The organism is Actinomycetospora callitridis, from assembly GCF_028737265.1.
Lineage (GTDB): Bacteria > Actinomycetota > Actinomycetes > Mycobacteriales > Pseudonocardiaceae > Actinomycetospora > Actinomycetospora callitridis.
In genome coordinates this window covers 33,757-50,730 of the sequence record NZ_JAQZAK010000014.1, presented here as the reverse complement: position 1 = coordinate 50,730, position 16,974 = coordinate 33,757, and the positions used below count along the sequence as shown (strand labels likewise).

Here is a 16,974-nt window from a genome sequence, read left to right as displayed (position 1 = left end):
GTCCCTCGGCCTGGCCCTGGGCCGTCGCGGCGACGGCGTTCGTCACCCTGCTCGGGGCGTCGGGGTTCCGGTCGGCGCCCGGGGTGTTCATCGAGCCGCTGCACGCCGAGTTCGGCTGGTCGACGGCGACGATCTCGTCGGCGGTGTCGCTGAACCTGCTGCTCTACGGCGTGATGTCGCCCTTCGCGGCGGCGCTGATGGAGCGCTTCGGCATGCGCCGCGTCGTCTCCGTCGCGCTCGTGCTCGTGGCTGCGGGCAGCGGGCTGACGGTGTTCATGTCGGAGGTCTGGCAGCTCGTCCTGCTCTGGGGCGTGCTCGTCGGGGTGGGCACCGGGTCGATGGCGCTCGCCTTCGTCGCCGTCGTCACCGGGCGGTGGTTCGTGCGCCGGCGCGGGCTGGTGTCCGGGGTGCTCACCGCGGCCCAGGCGGCCGGTGGCCTCGTGTTCCTGCCGCTCATGGCGTCGCTCGCCGGGTCGGTGGGCTGGCGGGGGGCGTCGCTGCTGATCGCGGCGGGCGCGCTGCTCGTCGTGCCGCTGGTGCTGCTGTTCCTGCGCAACCGGCCCTCGGACGTCGGGACGCTCGCCTACGGCGCCGAGCCCGGCGACGTGCAGCCCGAGGAGGTCGTCGTCGGCGGCGCCGTGCGCCGGACCCTCACCGTGCTGCGCGACACCTCCCGGACGGGCACGTTCTGGCTGCTCGCGGGCGGGTTCGCGATCTGCGGGGCGACCACCGTCGGCCTGCTCAACACCCACTTCGTGCCCGCCGCGCACGACCACGGCATGCCCGCCACCACCGCCGCGGGCCTGCTCGCCGTCGTCGGCGTGTTCGACGTCCTGGGCACGATCGCGTCGGGCTGGTTCACCGACCGCGTCGACCCGCGCAAGCTGCTCGCCGTCTACTACGTGCTGCGCGGCGTGTCCCTGGCGTTCCTGCCGTTCCTGCTCGCGCCGTCCGCGGCCCCGCCGCTCTGGGCGTTCATCATCTTCTACGGCCTCGACTGGGTCGCCACCGTGCCGCCGACCGTGGCGCTGTGCCGCGAGCGGTTCGGGGCGCGGGCGCCGATCGTCTTCGGGTGGGTGTTCGCCGCCCACCAGGTCGGCTCCGCGATCGCCGCCGTCGGCGCCGGCCTCGTCCGCGACGTCACCGGCGCCTACGACGGCGCGTGGTGGGGCGCCGGCGCGCTCTGCGTGGTGGCCGCCGGGCTCTCGCTCGCGGTCCGCCGGACGGGAGCACTAGCGTCGGCGAGATGACGATCTCCGTGCACCCGGGCGCCGACGACCGGGACTGGGGCGGGCGCCTGCCCCGCAACGAGGCGATCGACCTCGACGACGACCAGCGCGCCGCCCGCGACGAGATCGTCGGGCGCTCCGCGCGCTGGGCCGAGCGCTCCGGGTTCGCCCCGACCGACGACCAGGGCGGGCTCATCGGGCCGTTCAACGCGTTCACCCTGCGGCCGGGACCCGGCCGGGCGTTCAACCAGTGGGTGCAGACCGACCAGCGCGGATCGTCGCTCTCGACGACCATCCGCGAGGTCGTCATCCTCACCGTCGGCGTCGCGTGGCAGGCCGACTACGAGATCTACGCCCACGTCGCCGTGGCCCGGACCGTCGGGCTCTCGGAGACGGTGATCGCCGGCCTGCGCTCGGGGGATACCGAGGGGTTCTCCCCCGACGAGCTCGCCGCCCACCGCTTCACCGACGAGCTCGTCCGCACCCACCGGGTGTCCGACGCGACCTACGCGGCCGCCGAGGAGGCCTTCGGTCGCGACGGGGTGCTCGACATGGTCCACCTGACCGGCATGTACCTCGCGACCTCGGCGCTGCTCAACGCCTTCGAGGTCCCGGCGCCGCCGATCCCCGGCTAGCGTGCCACTGTGGGACGCCCGAGCTGGGAGCTGAGCTCGGTGCGCAACGCCGCGCGGCTGCTCAAGGAGTTCTCGGTCGCCGACCGCGAGCTGGGGGTCGCCGAGCTCGCCCGGCGGCTGGGGCTCGGCACCAGCACCGTGCACCGGCTGCTCGCGACGCTGGCCGACGAGCGCCTGCTCGAGCGCAGCCCGGAGGGGACCTACCGCCTCGGGCTGGCCGTGCACGAGCTCGGCGCGAGCGTCGCCCCGCACGTGGGGCTGCACGAGGCGGCGATGCCCGCGATGGCCGGGCTGCGCCACGCGACGGGGGAGACCGTGCAGCTCGCGGTGCTCGACGGCATGGACTCGGTGTACGTCGAGCGCCTCGAGAGCCCGTACACGGTCCGGATCTTCGCGCGGGTCGGCACGCGGTTGCCGGCGACGACGACGAGCACGGGCAAGGTGCTGCTCGCCGCCCTCCCCGACGACGAGCTCGAGGCCCGCCTCGCCGGGTGGACCCCGGAGCGCCCGACGCCGCACTCGATCACCGACCCGGCGACCCTGCGCCGGCGCCTGCGCGAGATCGCCGAGCGCGGCTGGGCGGACAACCGCGAGGAGAGCCGGCTCGGCGTCGTCTCGGTGGGTGCGGTGATCCGCGACGGGGCCGGCGAGGGGGTCGCGGCGGTCAGCGTCGCCGTCCCCGTGGACCGCGCGGCGGCGGCGACGATGCGCCGCTACACCACGCTCGTGACCGACACCGCCGACGTGATCACGCGTCGACTGGCTGCTGCCGCAGGAGGCTGACGAAGGCGACGACGCCCAGCAGCGCGACGAGGCCCGCGAAGACCACGCCGGACACCACGAGCCCGAACGCCGCCGACGCGAGGCCCTCGCCGATCACCGGCAGCGAGATCCCGACGTAGAGGACGAGGAAGAAGCTGGACGCCACCTCGCTGCGGCGTTCCGGCGGGGTGCCGGCGTTCACCGCGCCGAGCCCGGCCCGGAAGCTCATGCCCTGGCCGACGCCCGCGACGGCGGCACCGGCGACGAGCAATGGCAGCGACGCCAGTGCGATGGCGGCGCCGACCCCGAGGACGCCGACCACGAGCGCCGCGCAGCCGAGGAGCAGCGCCGGGCGCAGGCGCAGCCGGGACGACGCGATCTGCCCGACCGTCGAGGCCCCGAGCAGCGTGAAGACGACCAGGCCGTCGACGAGGTGGTTCTCGATGCGCAGGACCTGGGTCAGGAAGGAGGGCGAGACGGCCGTGAACAGGCCGAGGACGGCGAACCCCGCGAAGCCGGCGATCGCCGCCCGGACGAACACGCCGCGGACCTCGGGCGGCACCGAGACCTTCTGCGGGCGCCAGCTGACCGGGCCCTCGGAGGTCTCGATCGGCTCGGCCACGAACCAGGTCACCGCGCCCACGAGCAGCACCATCACGATGTGCACCACGTAGGGCAGGTACAGGGGCGCCGGGGCGTACTCGGCGAGGGCGCCCGCGACCACCGGGCCGAGTCCCAGGCCGAGCATGTTCACGCAGGCCGCGAGCAGGCTGTAGCGGGCCTGGCGGCCCTCCGGGGCCAGGTCGACCAGCGCCGCGGTCGCCGTCCCCGTGAAGATGCCGGCCGAGAGGCCGGACAGCACCCGGCCGACGAACAGCGTCGGGATGTTGTCGGGGATGAGGAAGACGGCGCTGGAGGCTGCGGCGAGCGCGAGACCCGGGAGCAGGACCGCGCGCCGGCCGACCTGGTCGGAGAGCCGCCCGAAGAGCAGCAGTGCCGCGATCACGCCGACCGCGTACGCCGCGAAGACCAGCGTCACCATCACCCCGCCGAACCCGAGCTCCTGTTCGTAGATCGGGTAGAGCGGCGTCGGCAGGGTGGCGCCGAGCATCGTGATGAGGAAGGCGAGGGCGACGACGGCGGCCGCGGTCGGTCCGCGGAGCCCTCGCGCGGCGCGGGTGGTGGTCTCGGCCGACGAGCTGATGGCGATCCTCCGTCCGGTCGTGCACGACGGAAGGCGTGTTCCCCGGCCACGGGAGGCGCACGCGCACGTGAGCGATCCCGGTCGCCAGGGCGACCCGGATCACTCACGTGGCTACCGCCCTGGGATCGGCTTCCCGGAGAAGAGGTACTTCTGCGCCAGCGCCACCGGGTCGTAGGTGGCCGGGGTGGCCTCCTCCGGCGCCGCGGTCACGGTCACCGGCCGGGTCTGGACGATGCACACCGGATCGCCCGCGCGACGGTGGCGCCCGATCACCCACTCGACGTCGACGGGGTAGCCGTAGTGCTCCTCGATCGAGCGCACCGCCGAGGCGATCGCCGTGACCTGCTCCTCGTCGAGCACCCGGCGGTCGGCGAGCTTGGCCGGCATGTCGATCTCGGTGACCGCGCCGACCGCGAAGTCGAACGCCGAGACGATCCGCTTGTGCGCGACGTCGTACTTGAGCACCCGACCGTCGGCCTTGCCGATCTCGACGTGGTCGGGGTCCACGAGGCCCTGCACGATCGCCTCGCCCCAGCCCCAGCTGGTCTCGACGACGATGCGGTCGGTCTTGCCGGTCACGGGGTGCACCGAGAACGCCACCCCCGACGCGCGGGCGTGGATGAGCTCGATGACCCCGACGGCGATCGGCATCGCGTGGTGGCTGATGCCCTTGCGCAGCCGGTAGGCGAGCGCGCGCCCGGTGAACAGCGAGCCCCAGCAGTTGCGGACCGCGTCGAGCACCCGCTCGATGCCCGAGACCCCGAGATAGGTGTCGAAGATCCCCGCGAACGAGGCGTCGGCGGCGTCCTCGCCCGTCGCCGACGAGCGCACCGCGACCGGCACGTTGACGTCGACGCAGCGCAGGCACAGCTCCTCGTAGGCCTCGGTGAGCCGACCCGTCAGGTCAGCCCCCACCGGGGTCTCGCGGAACATCTGGCGGATCTCCGCCGACGCCGACTCCACCTCGGCGTCGGTCGGCGACGACCCGAGCCGGTCGATCACCGCGTCGATGCGCTCGTCGAGACCCGACTCCCGGCAGTGCCGGGAGTAGGCGTCGACGGTGACGGCGAAGCCCTGGGGGACCTGCACGCCGGACTGCATCAGCTCGGCGAGCCTGCCCATCTTCGAGCCGCCGGCCGCGATCGCCTGCTGCGGGTCCACCTCATCGATCCAGACGACGGCGTCGCAGCTGTGGGTGGTGGCCTTGCCGGTGCCGTCGGGCTCGCTGACGTCGGCCGCGGTCATGGGTACCTCCGGGGCGGCGGTCACCCGGCGACTCCCGCGGGGGCGTCGGCGGTGGTGTCCGCGGATGTGGTGGTGGCTGCCTTGTTCAGGATGGTGACCGTCCCGGTGGTGCCGTCCACCTCGATCTCGTCGCCGTCCGCGATCGAGATCGTGGCGACGCCCAGCGCCGTGACGGTGGGGACGCCGTACTCGCGGCCGACGATCGCGGCGTGCGAGAGCATGCCGCCGCCGTCGCAGGCCGCACCGGCGATCTTGCCGAAGACCGGCGTCCAGCTCGGCGACGTCGACTCGCAGACCAGGATCGAGCCGGGCTCGAGGCGGTGCATCTCGTCGGAGGACTGCAGGACGCGGGCGATGCCGCGCGCGGTGCCCTTGGCCGCGGGCACGCCCTTCATCACCGTCTGCTTGGCGGCGTCGGGGTTCTGCACGGCCTTGATCGAGCCCGGGTTCAGCCCGAAGATCTCGATGAGGATCGGGTCCTCGACGGCCTCGGGGATCGTCCCCAGCACCTTCGGCATCTCGCTGCGCCGGGCGTGCCAGTGGTCGAAGTACTGGCGGCGCTCGCCGACCAGGCTCTTCAGCTCGCCCTGGTAGGGCTTGCGACCGCTGACGACGTCCATGAGCTCCGGCCAGAACAGGTAGAGCATGTCGTCCTTGTGGTCGGCGTTCTCGCGCCGCGCCAGCTCCTGGCACCCCCACCGCAGGGGCAGCATGACCTTGAGGTCGATGTAGTAGTTGTGGTCGTCCTGCCACCAGGGGAAGTTCGCCTCCTGGTTGGACTGCAGGCCCGCGTCGAAGACGGCCTGCTCCTCGCGGGTCAGGCCGGTGCGCGCGTTCTCGATGGCCTCCTCCCGCTCGGCCATCGCGTTGCGGGCCGCGGCCTCGAAGTCGTGCTCGTCGTCCTTCTTGAGGAAGGTCTTGATCAGCCCGAGGGGGATCGTGTTGTCCTCGATCCAGCTCGGCACCCCGACGTCGCACGTGGCCTCGGCGCGCCAGCCGTAGACCTGCAGGAAGTCGTCGAACTCGGTGAGCCAGGGGCCGGCGCCGGGCTCGCGGCCGAGGGCGGCGCGCAGCTCGTGCGGCTCGTGGGTGTCGAAGACGTGCGACAGACCGGCCGCCCGGGCCCGCATGGCGAGCCGGTACACCTCGCGGTCGGTCTCCATGATCTTGGTGTCCTCGCCCTGGAGGAACTTGCCGATCTCGTTGGGGTTGATCCCCATGTCGGCGCATGCGCCGTAGAAGCCCAGGAAGTTGGCCAGCATCGGGTACATGACGCCGAAGTGGATCTCCATGGCCCGCTTGTGGTAGCGGCGGCCCTTGGTGAGCAGGTCGGTCAGGTCGGGCGTGCCGGCGAAGTCGACGCCGCGGAAGTACTGCCAGGTGCTCTCGAGCTCGTCGCGGCCGCCCTCCCAGATGCTGCGGTAGTTCTGCAGGAAGTGGGGGAGGTTCGTCGCGATGCGGTTGGCCCGCGCGCCGATCTCGTTGGGGTCGGTCTCGGGCAGCGCCGAGCCGTAGAGGTGGGTGCCGGCGAAGCGCGCCGAGACGCCGCGCCCGGGGGGCAGCGGCAGGGACTCGGCCGCGTGCTGGGTGCCCCAGCAGTAGCCGTCGCCGCTCCACAGTGTGGCGGCGAGGGGGGTGAGGCCTCGCGACCAGTGGAAGTCGAGGAACCAGAAGCCCTGCTCGTCACCCGGCTTGAACGGGCTCGCCGGGTCCACGATCCAGGGCATGTCGAAGTGTTCCGGCTTGTACCCCGGGTACCACTCACCCGTGGCGAAGTCGTCCACCGGCACCACGTTGGCCATCTGTTCCTCCTCGACGATGAGCGCCACGTCACCGTTCATCCCAGCGGCAGTGTGAGGCAAGCAACACGTTCCACCCCTGGGAACGTTGCCCGCCGCCGAACGGGCGCCTGGGTGGTCTCCCCGGGTGACGCCTAGGGTCGCGGCCCGTGGAGACGAGCGAACCCCTGGCCGTCGTCGTCGGCGCGACCGGCGCCCTCGGGGGTGCGATCGTGCGCCGCCTGCGCTCCCGCGGCGTCCCGGTGCTGGCCGTGGCCCGCTCGGCGGGGTCGCTCGACGCCCTGAGCGCCGACGACTCGGGCGTCGTGGGGTGCGCGGCGGACATCGGCGATGACGGCGCCCAACAGGCGATCGCCGACGGCCTGACCGTGTGGGACGCGCCCGTCGGGATGGTCGTGCAGGCGGCCGGCCTGCCGGCGGTGGGCGGCCTGGACGTCGTCGAGCCCGCGGCGCTCGGGGCGGCGGTGGCGCTCAAGGTCGGCGGGATGCTGCGCCTCGTCCGCGCCGCCGACCCGTGGCTGGCGGAGGGCTCGCGGCTCGTGGCGCTCGGCGGGCACTACGGCGCCGAGCCGTCGCCGCACGTCCCGGGCGCGGGCGTCACGAACGCCGCGCTGGCGAACCTCGTGCGCCAGCTCGCCGACGCCTACGGGCCGCGGGGGATCACCGCGCACCTCGTCGCCCCCGGCCCGGCCGACACCGACCGCCTGCGCCGGCTCTCCGCCGACCGGGCCGCGGCGCGCGGTGTCGACGTGGAGGACATCCTCGCCGAGCGCTGCGCCGAGTCGCCCCTGGGCGCGCTGGTCACGCCCGAGCAGGTCGGCTGGGCCGTCGCGACCCTCCTCGACCCCGAGGCCTCGGCGCTGACGGGCTCGACCCTGGCCCTGGACATGGGGGCTCGGCGCGGCCTGTAGATCTCGTCGCGTCCTGGCCGGCACCTCAGCCCAACGCCGTCGCGCGGTCGACGACGGCGTCGACGACCGCCGGGCCGTGGCTCAGCGCCGCGTCGTTGTGGTCGGCACCCGGGACGGCGACGACCGGCGCACCGGCGGCGTCGGCCACCGCCCGGCTCTGGGCGGGCGGGACGAGGCTGTCGGCCTCGCCGAGCACGACCGTCGTCGGCACCCCGGCCCGGGCGACCGGCTCGGCGACCGGGAAGCGGTCGGTCAGCAGGGCGCGCACCGGGAGGTAGGGGTAGATCCGCTCGCCGACGGCGGGGAGGTCGACCGACGGCGAGCGCAGGACCATGCCGCCGACCGGCGACTCGGTCGCGAGGCGGGCGACGACCGCCGAGCCCAGGCTCTCGCCGAGGTAGAGCATCCGCTGCGGCGGGACGCCGCGGTCGCGGGCGAGGTGGTCGCGCGCGGCGCGGGCGTCGGCGTACAGGCCCTCTTCGCTCGGGCTCCCCGGGTTGCCGCCGAAGCCGCGGTAGTCGAAGAGCAGCACGTCGAGGCCCCGGGCGCTCAGGGCCGCCGCCAGGGGCGCCCGCATCGAGCGGTCGCCGGCGTTGCCGTTCGCCACCAGCACCGTCACGTCCCGCCGCGGGCCGCTCGCGGGGATGAACCACGCGCCGAGCCGCACGTCGTCGTCCGTGGTCAGCACGACGTCCTGCCCGCGGGCCACGGCCGTCGCCGCCGGCGGCACCGGACCGGGGGAGGGGACGTAGACCAGCTCGCGCTGGAAGAGCCAGAGGCTCCCGACCAGCAGCACGACGACGGTCAGGACCACGCCGACGGCGACGGCGACGCGGCGGATCACCCGCGCAGTGTGCCGCAGCCCGTCGTCCTGGGTCTTTCGTGCCGATATGTCCCTTTCTGGTAGGGATAGCCACCACGAAAGGGTGGTGCTCATGGAGGTCGCACTCGTGGCCGAGGAGGCGGCAGGGGTCCGCACGCTGCAGCGCATCGCGCGCAGCGATCACCGTCTGCGCGTCGTGCTGACGGCGAGCGACGCGACCGCGCCCGGCGTGTCCGTGGCGTCGGCCGCCGCCGAGCTCGGGGTGCCGACGCTGCCCGCCGAGCGCGTCCGCGACCCGGAGCTGGCCGACGACCTCCGCGAGCGGGGCGTCGACGTCCTGCTCAACGTCCACTCGCTGCACCTCGTGCGCCCCGAGGTCCTCGACGCACCCCGCGTCGGCGCGTTCAACCTGCACCCCGGGCCGCTGCCCGAGGTCGCCGGGCTCAACGCCCCCAGCTGGGCCGTGGCACGGGGGCACGAGCAGCACGGCGTGACGCTGCACTGGATGGAGCCCGGCATCGACACCGGTGACGTCGTGGACGAGGTGCGCTTCCCGATCACCCCGGACGACACGGCGCTCACCGTCGCGGTGCGCTGCGTGGCGCACGGGCAGGAGCTCGTCGACCGGCTCCTCGGTCACCTCGAGGACGGCGTCGTGCCCCGGCACCCCCAGGACCACACGGCCCGCCGCTACTTCGGACGCGGTGTGCCGCACGACGGCTGGGTGCCCTGGACGGCCCCGGCCCGCGAGGTCGTCGACTTCGTCCGGGCCTGCGACTACGGGCCCTACCCCTCCCCGTGGGGCGTGCCGCGCACGCTGCGCGACGGTGCCGAGGAGATCGGGGTGGTCCGCGTGGCGGCGACCGGACGGTCGTGCGCGGGTCGTCCCCCCGGCGAGGTGGCCGAGGACGACGAGGGCCCGCTCGTCGCCACCGCGGACGAGTGGGTCCGGCCCCGGCGTCTCGCCGAGGGAGCCGTCCTGCGGCGCGGGGACCGCCTGACGACCCCGAGCACCTGAGGATTCAGACCACCTGGAGGCCCAGGGCGCGACAGACGTCGGCGGCCTGCTCGGTCGACACGATCGCGCCGCGCAGGACCGCGGGCGTCTCCGGGGTGATCTCGCCGAGGTCGGCGCCGCGCAGGTCGGCCCCGGTGAGCCGGGCGTGGGTCAGGTCGGTGCCACGCAGCTTCGAGTCGGTGAGGACGACGTCGCGCAGGTCGGCGCCCGAGAGGTCGGCATCGGAGAGGTCGACGCGGTCGAGGCGCCACCCGCGCAGGTGGGAGTCGGCGAGGCGGGCCAGGGCGAGCGAGCAGCCGTCGACGGTGAAGCTGACCGCGAGGTCGCGCAGGCCCGAGAGGTCGACGCCGACCATCCGGCAGTCGCGGAACGTCGTGTCGGTGAGGTGGGCGCCGACCAGCTGGGCGCGGGAGAGGTCGACGCCGGTGAGGACGGCGTCGGTGAGGTCGGCGTCGAGCATCTGGGCGGCGGCCAGCGACCCGCCGTCCACCCGCACCCCGTCGAGCACCGCGCCGCGCAACCGCACCCCGGTGGCCCGGACGCGGTCGAGCGTCGCGCCGGTGAGGTCGACCCCGGAGAGGTCGAGCTCGTCGAGGACGCAGCGCCGCAGCACCCACGGCGTGCCGTGCCCGCGCTCGAGCCGGTCGCGGACGCGCTCGGGGTCGGCGCCGGTGAGGTCGGCGTCCGTCACCTCGGGGCCGGCGTCCAGGGCGTCGAGGGGATCGGTCACGGTGGCCGAGTCTGCCCGCCGGGGCCGACGGCGCGGGTCCCCGCCCGTCGGGGCCGCCGCCGACGAGGGGCACGTTCGGCATGATCGACTCGTGCGTCCGCCTGCGGAACGTGCCCGTCGTCGCGAGCCGTCAGCCGGGGATCGGTGCACCCGAGGGCACGCCGGCGGCGACGTAGCCCTCGTAGAGTTCCTCCCAGTCAGGGCTGCGCCCGCCCGGCGCCGTGCCCGGCGTCCCGTCGAGCGCGGCGGTGAGGGCCTCGAGGGAGACGTCCCACCCGGCGGCGTTGCGCGACGCCGCGTCCCGCTCGTCCATGAGGTGGGTGAACGTCAGCCGCGACCGGCCGTCGCGCAGCGTCTCGAGGGTGAACCACAGCTCCTCGCCCTCCCACGAGAACGCGACCCGGTGCGGCGGCTCGTGGGCGAGGACCGTGCCGGTCCCGCCGTCGCCGTCGGCCTCGAAGGTGAACGTCACCGTCGCGCCCGCCGACCAGGTCGGCGCCGCGACCTTCGCCGGGAACCAGTGCGCGAGCTCGTCGGGGTCGGTGAGCAGCACGAACACCCGCTCGGCGGGGTGCTGGTACTCGCGGACGAAGCGCAGGGCGGGCCGTCCGTCGATCTCGAGGTAGCTGCCGGTGGGGTTCACGGGGTGTCCTTCCAGACGCCGGGCAGGGGGGAGGTCTCGTCGAGGCGCCGCCCGAGGGCGTCGAGGCTGTCGGACCACATCCGCCGGTAGGGCGCGAGCCAGACGTCGAGCGCGGCCAGCGGCGCCGGGTCGATCTCGTAGACCCGGCGCTGGGCGTCGGCACGCGCGCGCACCAGCCCCGCCTCGCGCAGCACCCGCAGGTGCTTCGACGTGCTGGGCTGGCTGAGGGCCAGGGCGTCGACGAGCTCGCCGACCGCCCGGGGCCGCTCGCGCAGCAGGCCCAGCATCGCCCGCCGGTGCGGGTCGGCGAGCGCCGCCCACGTCCCGGTGTCCGGCTCGGTGGTCACGGCGCCGAGCATGCCTCGTAGGGCATATGCCGCACAAGGTATGAAGCTCAGTTCGGTCGACGGGGAGCGACGTTGCGGTTGGACCGGAACACGTTGTCCCGGTCGTAGGTCTCCTTGATGCGGGCCAGCCGGTCGTACCGGGGACCGTAGGTCGCCCGCACCCTGTCGTCGCCCTCGTCGGCGGTCTGGAAGTTCACGTAGTTCCCACCGGTCGAGAACGGTCGGACGCGCTCCCACCCGGTCCGCACCCAGCCGGGGAACCCCTCCGCGCCCGGGTGGCCCGGCTCCCACATGCCCGTGATCGCGAAGACGAAGCGGGCATCGCGGTTGCCGACCGCGCCGTCGTCTCCCGCGTGGTCGCCGATGGCTCCGCCGAGGTGGAGGAAACCGATCTCGGCCTCCGGGATCGGACACTCCGCGAACAGGTCCCGTGTCGCCCTGAGCAGGTCGTCGGACAGCTCGGCCACGAACTCGTTCTTCCAGTAGTAGTGGTGGCCCTTGGGCTCGCCGTCGTCGAGGTAGGACTGCACCTCGGTGTAGGGCATCGGCCCGACCAGGTCGACGACCGGGTCGGGCACCGCCCGGAGGGGTGCGAGCGCCGCGTCCGCGTCCTCGGGGGCGCCGCTGAAGCAGACGACCATGGCGCAGACCTTCCGGCCGTGCCACGGCTCGGGGACGAACGGGGCCGGCGGGGCGTGCAGCATCAGCATCCAGACGCTGAGCTCCCGGGGAGCCTCGGCGGCGATCGTGCGGTACGCGCGGAGGACGTCGTCGGCCCGGTCGAACGGCCACAGGATGAGCCCGCCGTGGACGATCGGCCCGACCTGATGCAGCCGGAAGGTGAACGAGGTGACGACGCCGAGGTTGGCACCGGCCCCGCGGACCGCCCAGAACAGGTCGGGAGACTCGTCCCGGCTCGCGCGCCGGACCCGGCCGTCGGCCGTGACGATCTCGACCTCGAGGAGGTTGTCCACCGTCCACCCGAACCGCCGGCTCAGGTAGCCCATGCCGCCGCCGAGCGTCAGCCCCGCCACTCCCACCTCCGAGATGAAGCCGAGCGGGGTCGCGAGTCCGTGCAGCTGGGTCTCGCGGTCGACCTCGCCGAGCACGCATCCGGGCTGCACCGTCGCTGTGCGGGCCACCGGGTCGACGTCGATCCCGCGCAGGGCCGACATGTCGAGGGTCAGCCCGCCGTCGACGAGCGCCGTGCCGGCGATGTGGTGGCCCCCGCCCCGGACCGAGAGCGCGAGCCCGTGCTCGCGGGCGGCGTCGACCGCGGCGACGACGTCGGCGGTCCCGGTCGGGCGCACGACCAGGGCCGGCGTCTTGGCGATCATCCCGTTCCAGAGCACGGTCGCGTCCCCGAAGCCGTCGTCTCCCGGACGGAGCAGCGCGCCGCGCAGCTGTGCGCGGAGCCGCTCCACGACCTCGTCGAGCGGGGTCGTGCTCAGGGCAGTGGGTGTGGGTGGTGACATCGATGCCTCACCTCGACGCGGGCGACCGGGGACTCCGCGACGGTAGGAACGACGGGCACGCCGCCGCATCGGGCGGGATGTGCAGGCCGTGCGGGGGTGGCGTGGGCCGTTCTGTGCAGCGGCTACACGAGCCCGTGCTCGTAGGCGTAGGCCGTCGCCGCTGCGCGGGAGGACACGCCGACCTTGGCGAAGATGTTGGCGAGGTGCCGGGCGACGGTCTTCTCACTGAGGACCAGGTCCGCGGCGATGACGCGGTTGGTCCGGCCGGTCGCCACGAGGCGGAGGACCTGCACCTCGCGGTCGGTCAGGCCGCCCACCGGGTCCACCGCGCGGGTCAGCACGGCCACCCGGGCGAGGTCGGGCGCGGCACCGAGCGCAGCGAAGACACGCCGGGCGGCGTCGAGCTCCATCTCCGCAGCGTCGTCGTCACCGAGGTCCCGGCAGGTCATCGCGAGGAGCACCCGGACCCGGGCCGCGTGGTAGGGGACGTCGAGCTGCTGCCACTCACGCCAGGCCGCGCGCAGGGTGGCCAGCGCGTCCACCGGCCGGCCCTCCGCGCGCAGGACGGCTCCCGCCGCCTGGGCCGCCATCGCCCGCAGCAGCTCGACGTCCGACCGTCCGGCGAGCACGGCCAGCTCGTCCGCCGCGGCGCGGGCCGACGGGGTGACGCCGGCCGCCAGGAGGACCTCGACGTGCGCGGCCAGCAGCGCGGGCCGGTCGGGGGCGGGGGCCTCCGCGAGCGCACGCCGCAGCGCCGCGCCCGCCACGTCGCCCCGGCCCTGGGCGAGTCGCAAGAGCGCCAGCCCGGGCTGGGGCTGACGGCCCCACCGGGCGCACTCGCGATAGGCCGCTTCCGCCTCGGTGACACGCCCGTGCAACCGGTGCAGCTCGGCGACCTGGTAGAACGCCCCGCCCGCCGCCGGGTGCCCGGACGGCTCGGCCTCGTGGCGATCCGAGGGGGCGGCGAGGCGCTCGCAGGCCTGACCGGCCGCCGCGGCGGCCTCCGACCAGGCCCCCTGGAGCACCAGGATCTCGGCCCGGTGGACCAGGCACTGGCCCCGGAAGGGGACCAGGTCGGGCTGGGCGGCGCACCACTGCGTCAGCGCCGAGGTCCACGCCCGGGCCCGCCGGAGGTCGAGGATCTCCTGGCAGGCCTGGATCACCGCGCAGTAGGCGATGCCGGCGACGACGGGCGACAGCTCGTCCGCCGTGGCGGCGACCATCACCTCATCGAACAACGCCGCGGCCTCGGGGAACCTGCCCGCCGCGGCCTGCGCCTCGCCCCGCCCGAGTCGTCCGAAGGCGCACAGGTCCGGGTCGCCGAAGCGCTCGCCGAGCCCGCCGACCCGTTCATACGTGGCAGTCGCCGCCGCGGGATCACCCGCGCCCAGCTGCGCGATCGCGACCGGCACGAGCAGATAGCCCTGTTCGGGGCAGTCGTACCGGCCCGCGTCCAGCACCCGGTGCGCGCGACCCAGCCACCCGCCGGCCCGGATCTCCTCGCCGCGGAGCAGCAGACCGAAGCCGAGCCAGAACGCGCACCGGGCGGCCGCGACCTCCTCGCCGCGGCCCAGGCACTCCCGATGACCACGCTCCCGGAGTGCGTCGCACACCCCGTCCCGGCCGGTGAGGTAGGCGGCCGTGGCGAGCCGTTCGAGATCCGCGGTCCCGAGTCCGGCCTCGTCGTCGGCGCGCGACAGCTCGGCGTAGGCCTCCTGCCACCGCCGCCGGCGGAAGGACTCGCGACCGCTGTCGAGCGCGCGCCGGGGTGCGGCGCCGCGCTCGCGGCCGGTCATCTCCCTCGTGCGGCGATCTCGTCCCGCCGCGCCCCGGAGGCGGGTACGCCCCCGATGGCCCAGTCGTCGGGCGGGACCTGGATGATCCGCCCCCGCACCCGCGACCGGGTCGCGCCGAGGACGTCGACGAGCAGGTCGGTCAGGTCGGCGAGGAGACGGTGACGCTGCTCGACCGGCCGGCCCTCGAGGACGATCGCGGTGAAGTACGGCGCCGGCGCGCCACCCGTCGCGCCGCCGACCGCCCAGTGCTCGCGCGGGTGCAGCGTCGCGTAGGCCCGGATGCGCTCGAGCGGCGACTCCAGCACCTCGGCGTAGCGACGGCTCGCGGCCTCCAGCAGGCGGGCGATCGCCGCAGGGGCGTGGTCGCCCTCGACGAGATGGACCTCCAGGACCGGCACGCTCAGCCCTGCTCCCGCTCGCGCGCCAGCTCGAGGGCGATGTCGATGATCATGTCTTCCTGTCCGCCGACGAGGCCGAGCTCGCCGCAGCGGCGCAGGATGTCGGGGACGGGGACCTTGTAGCGCTCGCCGGCGTGCTCGGCGTGGAGCAGGAAGCTCGAGTAGACGCCCGCCCAGCCCTGGGTGATGGCGTTGCGGTCCATCTTGGGCCAGCGGTGCAGGTAGGGGCGGACGACGTCCTCGGCGGCGTCGAGCAGCGCGGTGACGTCGAGCCCGGTCTCGATGCCCATCCGGTCGAACACCGCGGCGATCACCTCGGTGGGCGAGTTCCCCGACCCGGCACCCAGGGCGCACAGCGAGCCGTCGATCTCCTTGACCCCGACCTCGGCGGCGATCACGGAGTTCGCGACGCCGAGGGAGAGGTTCTGGTGGCCGTGGTAGCCGACCCAGGCCTCGTCGCCGACCTCGGCGAGCAGGGCCTCGAAACGTGCGCGGGCGTCGTGCATGAGCAGCGCGCCGGCGGAGTCGGTGACGTACGGGCACTGGCAGCCGGCGTCGACCATGATCCGGGCCTGCTTGGCGAGGTCCTCCGGCGACGTGCGGTGGGCCATCATGAGGAACCCGACGGTCTCCATGCCGAGGTCGCGGGCCACCCCGAAGTGCTGCGGGCTGACGTCGGCCTCGGTGCAGTGGGTGGCGACGCGCACGATCTCGGCGCCGGCGTCGTGGGCGCGGCGCAGATCGTCGACGGTGCCGATGCCGGGCACGAGCAGCACCGCGATCCGGGCCTGGGTGGCCTCCTCGCGGGCCGCCGCGATGAGCTTGAGCTCGTCGGTGTGCGAGAAGCCGTAGTTGAAGCTCGACCCGCCCAGCCCGTCGCCGTGGGTCACCTCGATGACCTCGACCCCGGCCCGGTCCAGGGCGCGGACGGTGTCGCGTACCTGCTCCTCGGTGAACTGGTGGGCCTGGGCGTGGCTGCCGTCGCGCAGCGTCGTGTCGGTGATCCGGACGTCGTGCCGGATTCCGGGTCGTGCTCCCGCGCGCTCGCTCATGCCGCTGCCTCCGTCATCTCCGCCGCCACCAGCTCGCCGACCTGCGCCGCGGCGGCCGTCATGATGTCGAGGTTGCCTGCGTACTCCGGCAGGAAGTCGCCGTTGCCCTTGACCTCGAGGAACACCGCCACGCGCCCGCGCCCACCCCATTTGTCGGTGGGTGGGTCGAACTGCGGCTCGGCGCGCATCGCGTAGCCCGGGACGTACTGCTGGACGCGGGCGACCATCGCGTGCACCGAGGCGGCCACCGCGTCGGTGTCGGCGTCGGGCGGCAGCGAGCAGAACACCGTGTCGCGCATGATCATCGGCGGCTCGACGGGGTTCAGGATGATGATCGCCTTGCCCTTCGCCGCACCCCCGACCTCCTCGACGGCCTTCGCCGTGGTCTCGGTGAACTCGTCGATGTTGGCGCGCGTGCCCGGACCCGCCGAGCGCGACGCCGCCGACGCGACGATCTCGGCGTAGTCCACCGTCGCCACCTGCGAGACCGCCGCGACGATCGGGATCGTCGCCTGGCCGCCGCAGGTGATCATGTTGACGTTCGGGGCGTCGAGGTGGTCGGGCATGTTCACCGCCGGACACACCATCGGTCCGAGGTGCGCGGGCGTCAGGTCGATCGCGCGGATGCCGGCCTCGGCGTAGCGGGGCGCGTTCGCCGCGTGCGCCTTCGCCGAGGTGGCCTCGAAGACGATGCGGGGCAACGGGTCCAGGCGCAGGAGCCAGTCGACGCCCTCGGACGAGGCGGCCACGCCCATCGCCCGGGCCCGCTCCAGCCCCTCGGACTCGACGACGCCGACCATCGCGGTGACCTCGATGCGCGCGCTGCGCGCGAGCTTGGCCAGGAGGTCGGTGCCGATGTTGCCCGGGCCGACGATCGCGGCGGGGACCTTCGCGGGCGCACTCATGC

At 74.3% G+C, this 16,974-nt stretch carries 17 protein-coding genes; 5 read left to right on the top strand and 12 right to left on the bottom strand.

The features are described from left to right. Positions 1-47: 47 nt before the first annotated feature. From PH191_RS28290 to PH191_RS28280, 3 genes are read left to right on the top strand one after another with little or no spacing between them, the layout of a single operon-like run. A complete protein-coding gene (locus tag PH191_RS28290; protein WP_274198013.1) occupies positions 48-1,250 on the top strand; it encodes an MFS transporter in 1,203 nt (400 codons plus the stop codon). Next, positions 1,247-1,864, top strand: a complete 618-nt coding sequence (locus tag PH191_RS28285; RefSeq protein ID WP_274197971.1) for a carboxymuconolactone decarboxylase family protein — start codon at positions 1,247-1,249, stop codon at positions 1,862-1,864. The genes PH191_RS28290 and PH191_RS28285 overlap by 4 nt, the downstream gene beginning before the upstream one ends. Before the next feature lie 9 nt (positions 1,865-1,873). After that, the gene (locus PH191_RS28280) at positions 1,874-2,647 is read left to right on the top strand and encodes an IclR family transcriptional regulator (RefSeq protein ID WP_274197970.1); all 774 of its coding nucleotides are present in this window, start codon (positions 1,874-1,876) and stop codon (positions 2,645-2,647) included. Here the strand turns inward: PH191_RS28280 and PH191_RS28275 are convergent. From PH191_RS28275 to PH191_RS28265, 3 genes are all read right to left on the bottom strand, one after another. Further along, on the bottom strand, positions 2,613-3,830 hold the full coding sequence (locus PH191_RS28275) for an MFS transporter (protein ID WP_274198012.1): 1,218 nt from the start codon (positions 3,828-3,830) through the stop codon (positions 2,613-2,615). The genes PH191_RS28280 and PH191_RS28275 overlap by 35 nt on opposite strands. A 111-nt stretch (positions 3,831-3,941) precedes the next feature. Then, the gene (locus PH191_RS28270) at positions 3,942-5,075 is read right to left on the bottom strand and encodes a PEP/pyruvate-binding domain-containing protein (protein ID WP_274197969.1); all 1,134 of its coding nucleotides are present in this window, start codon (positions 5,073-5,075) and stop codon (positions 3,942-3,944) included. A 20-nt stretch (positions 5,076-5,095) separates the two neighbouring features. After that, positions 5,096-6,916 carry a PEP-utilizing enzyme gene (locus tag PH191_RS28265; protein ID WP_274197968.1) on the bottom strand — a complete coding sequence of 607 codons (1,821 nt, stop codon included), beginning with the start codon at positions 6,914-6,916 and terminating at the stop codon, positions 5,096-5,098. A gap of 107 nt (positions 6,917-7,023) precedes the next feature. Between PH191_RS28265 and PH191_RS28260 the strand changes: the two genes are divergently transcribed. Next, complete coding sequence (locus PH191_RS28260) at positions 7,024-7,785, top strand: SDR family oxidoreductase (RefSeq protein WP_274197967.1); 762 nt, start codon at positions 7,024-7,026, stop codon at positions 7,783-7,785. Positions 7,786-7,810: 25 nt separating this feature from the next. Here PH191_RS28260 and PH191_RS28255 read toward each other — a convergent pair whose 3' ends face one another. Further along, positions 7,811-8,629, bottom strand: coding sequence for an alpha/beta hydrolase (locus PH191_RS28255; protein WP_274197966.1), 819 nt, complete (start codon positions 8,627-8,629; stop codon positions 7,811-7,813). 91 nt (positions 8,630-8,720) lie between these two features. On the opposite strand from PH191_RS28255, the gene PH191_RS28250 reads away from it, so the two are divergent. Continuing rightward, the gene (locus tag PH191_RS28250) at positions 8,721-9,626 is read left to right on the top strand and encodes a methionyl-tRNA formyltransferase (RefSeq protein ID WP_274197965.1); all 906 of its coding nucleotides are present in this window, start codon (positions 8,721-8,723) and stop codon (positions 9,624-9,626) included. Positions 9,627-9,630: 4 nt separating this feature from the next. Here PH191_RS28250 and PH191_RS28245 read toward each other — a convergent pair whose 3' ends face one another. From PH191_RS28245 to PH191_RS28210, 8 genes are all read right to left on the bottom strand, one after another. Further along, positions 9,631-10,356 carry a pentapeptide repeat-containing protein gene (locus PH191_RS28245; RefSeq protein WP_274197964.1) on the bottom strand — a complete coding sequence of 242 codons (726 nt, stop codon included), beginning with the start codon at positions 10,354-10,356 and terminating at the stop codon, positions 9,631-9,633. Positions 10,357-10,486: 130 nt separating this feature from the next. Beyond that, complete coding sequence (locus PH191_RS28240) at positions 10,487-10,999, bottom strand: SRPBCC domain-containing protein (protein ID WP_274197963.1); 513 nt, start codon at positions 10,997-10,999, stop codon at positions 10,487-10,489. Next, a complete protein-coding gene (locus tag PH191_RS28235) occupies positions 10,996-11,346 on the bottom strand; it encodes an ArsR/SmtB family transcription factor (protein WP_274197962.1) in 351 nt (116 codons plus the stop codon). The genes PH191_RS28240 and PH191_RS28235 overlap by 4 nt, the downstream gene beginning before the upstream one ends. A 47-nt stretch (positions 11,347-11,393) precedes the next feature. After that, positions 11,394-12,821 (bottom strand): FAD-binding oxidoreductase, encoded by a 1,428-nt coding sequence (locus PH191_RS28230; protein WP_274197961.1) that lies wholly within the window; start codon positions 12,819-12,821, stop codon positions 11,394-11,396. A gap of 122 nt (positions 12,822-12,943) precedes the next feature. Next, positions 12,944-14,617: a LuxR family transcriptional regulator gene (locus PH191_RS28225; RefSeq protein WP_274197960.1), complete on the bottom strand. Its 1,674-nt coding sequence runs from the start codon at positions 14,615-14,617 to the stop codon at positions 12,944-12,946. After that, positions 14,614-15,015, bottom strand: coding sequence for a tautomerase family protein (locus PH191_RS28220; protein WP_274197959.1), 402 nt, complete (start codon positions 15,013-15,015; stop codon positions 14,614-14,616). Before PH191_RS28220 ends, PH191_RS28225 begins: the two co-directional genes overlap by 4 nt. A 2-nt stretch (positions 15,016-15,017) precedes the next feature. After that, positions 15,018-16,067, bottom strand: a complete 1,050-nt coding sequence (dmpG, locus tag PH191_RS28215; RefSeq protein ID WP_274197958.1) for a 4-hydroxy-2-oxovalerate aldolase — start codon at positions 16,065-16,067, stop codon at positions 15,018-15,020. Further along, complete coding sequence (locus tag PH191_RS28210) at positions 16,064-16,972, bottom strand: acetaldehyde dehydrogenase (acetylating) (protein WP_274197957.1); 909 nt, start codon at positions 16,970-16,972, stop codon at positions 16,064-16,066. The genes dmpG and PH191_RS28210 overlap by 4 nt, the downstream gene beginning before the upstream one ends. Positions 16,973-16,974: the final 2 nt, after the last annotated feature.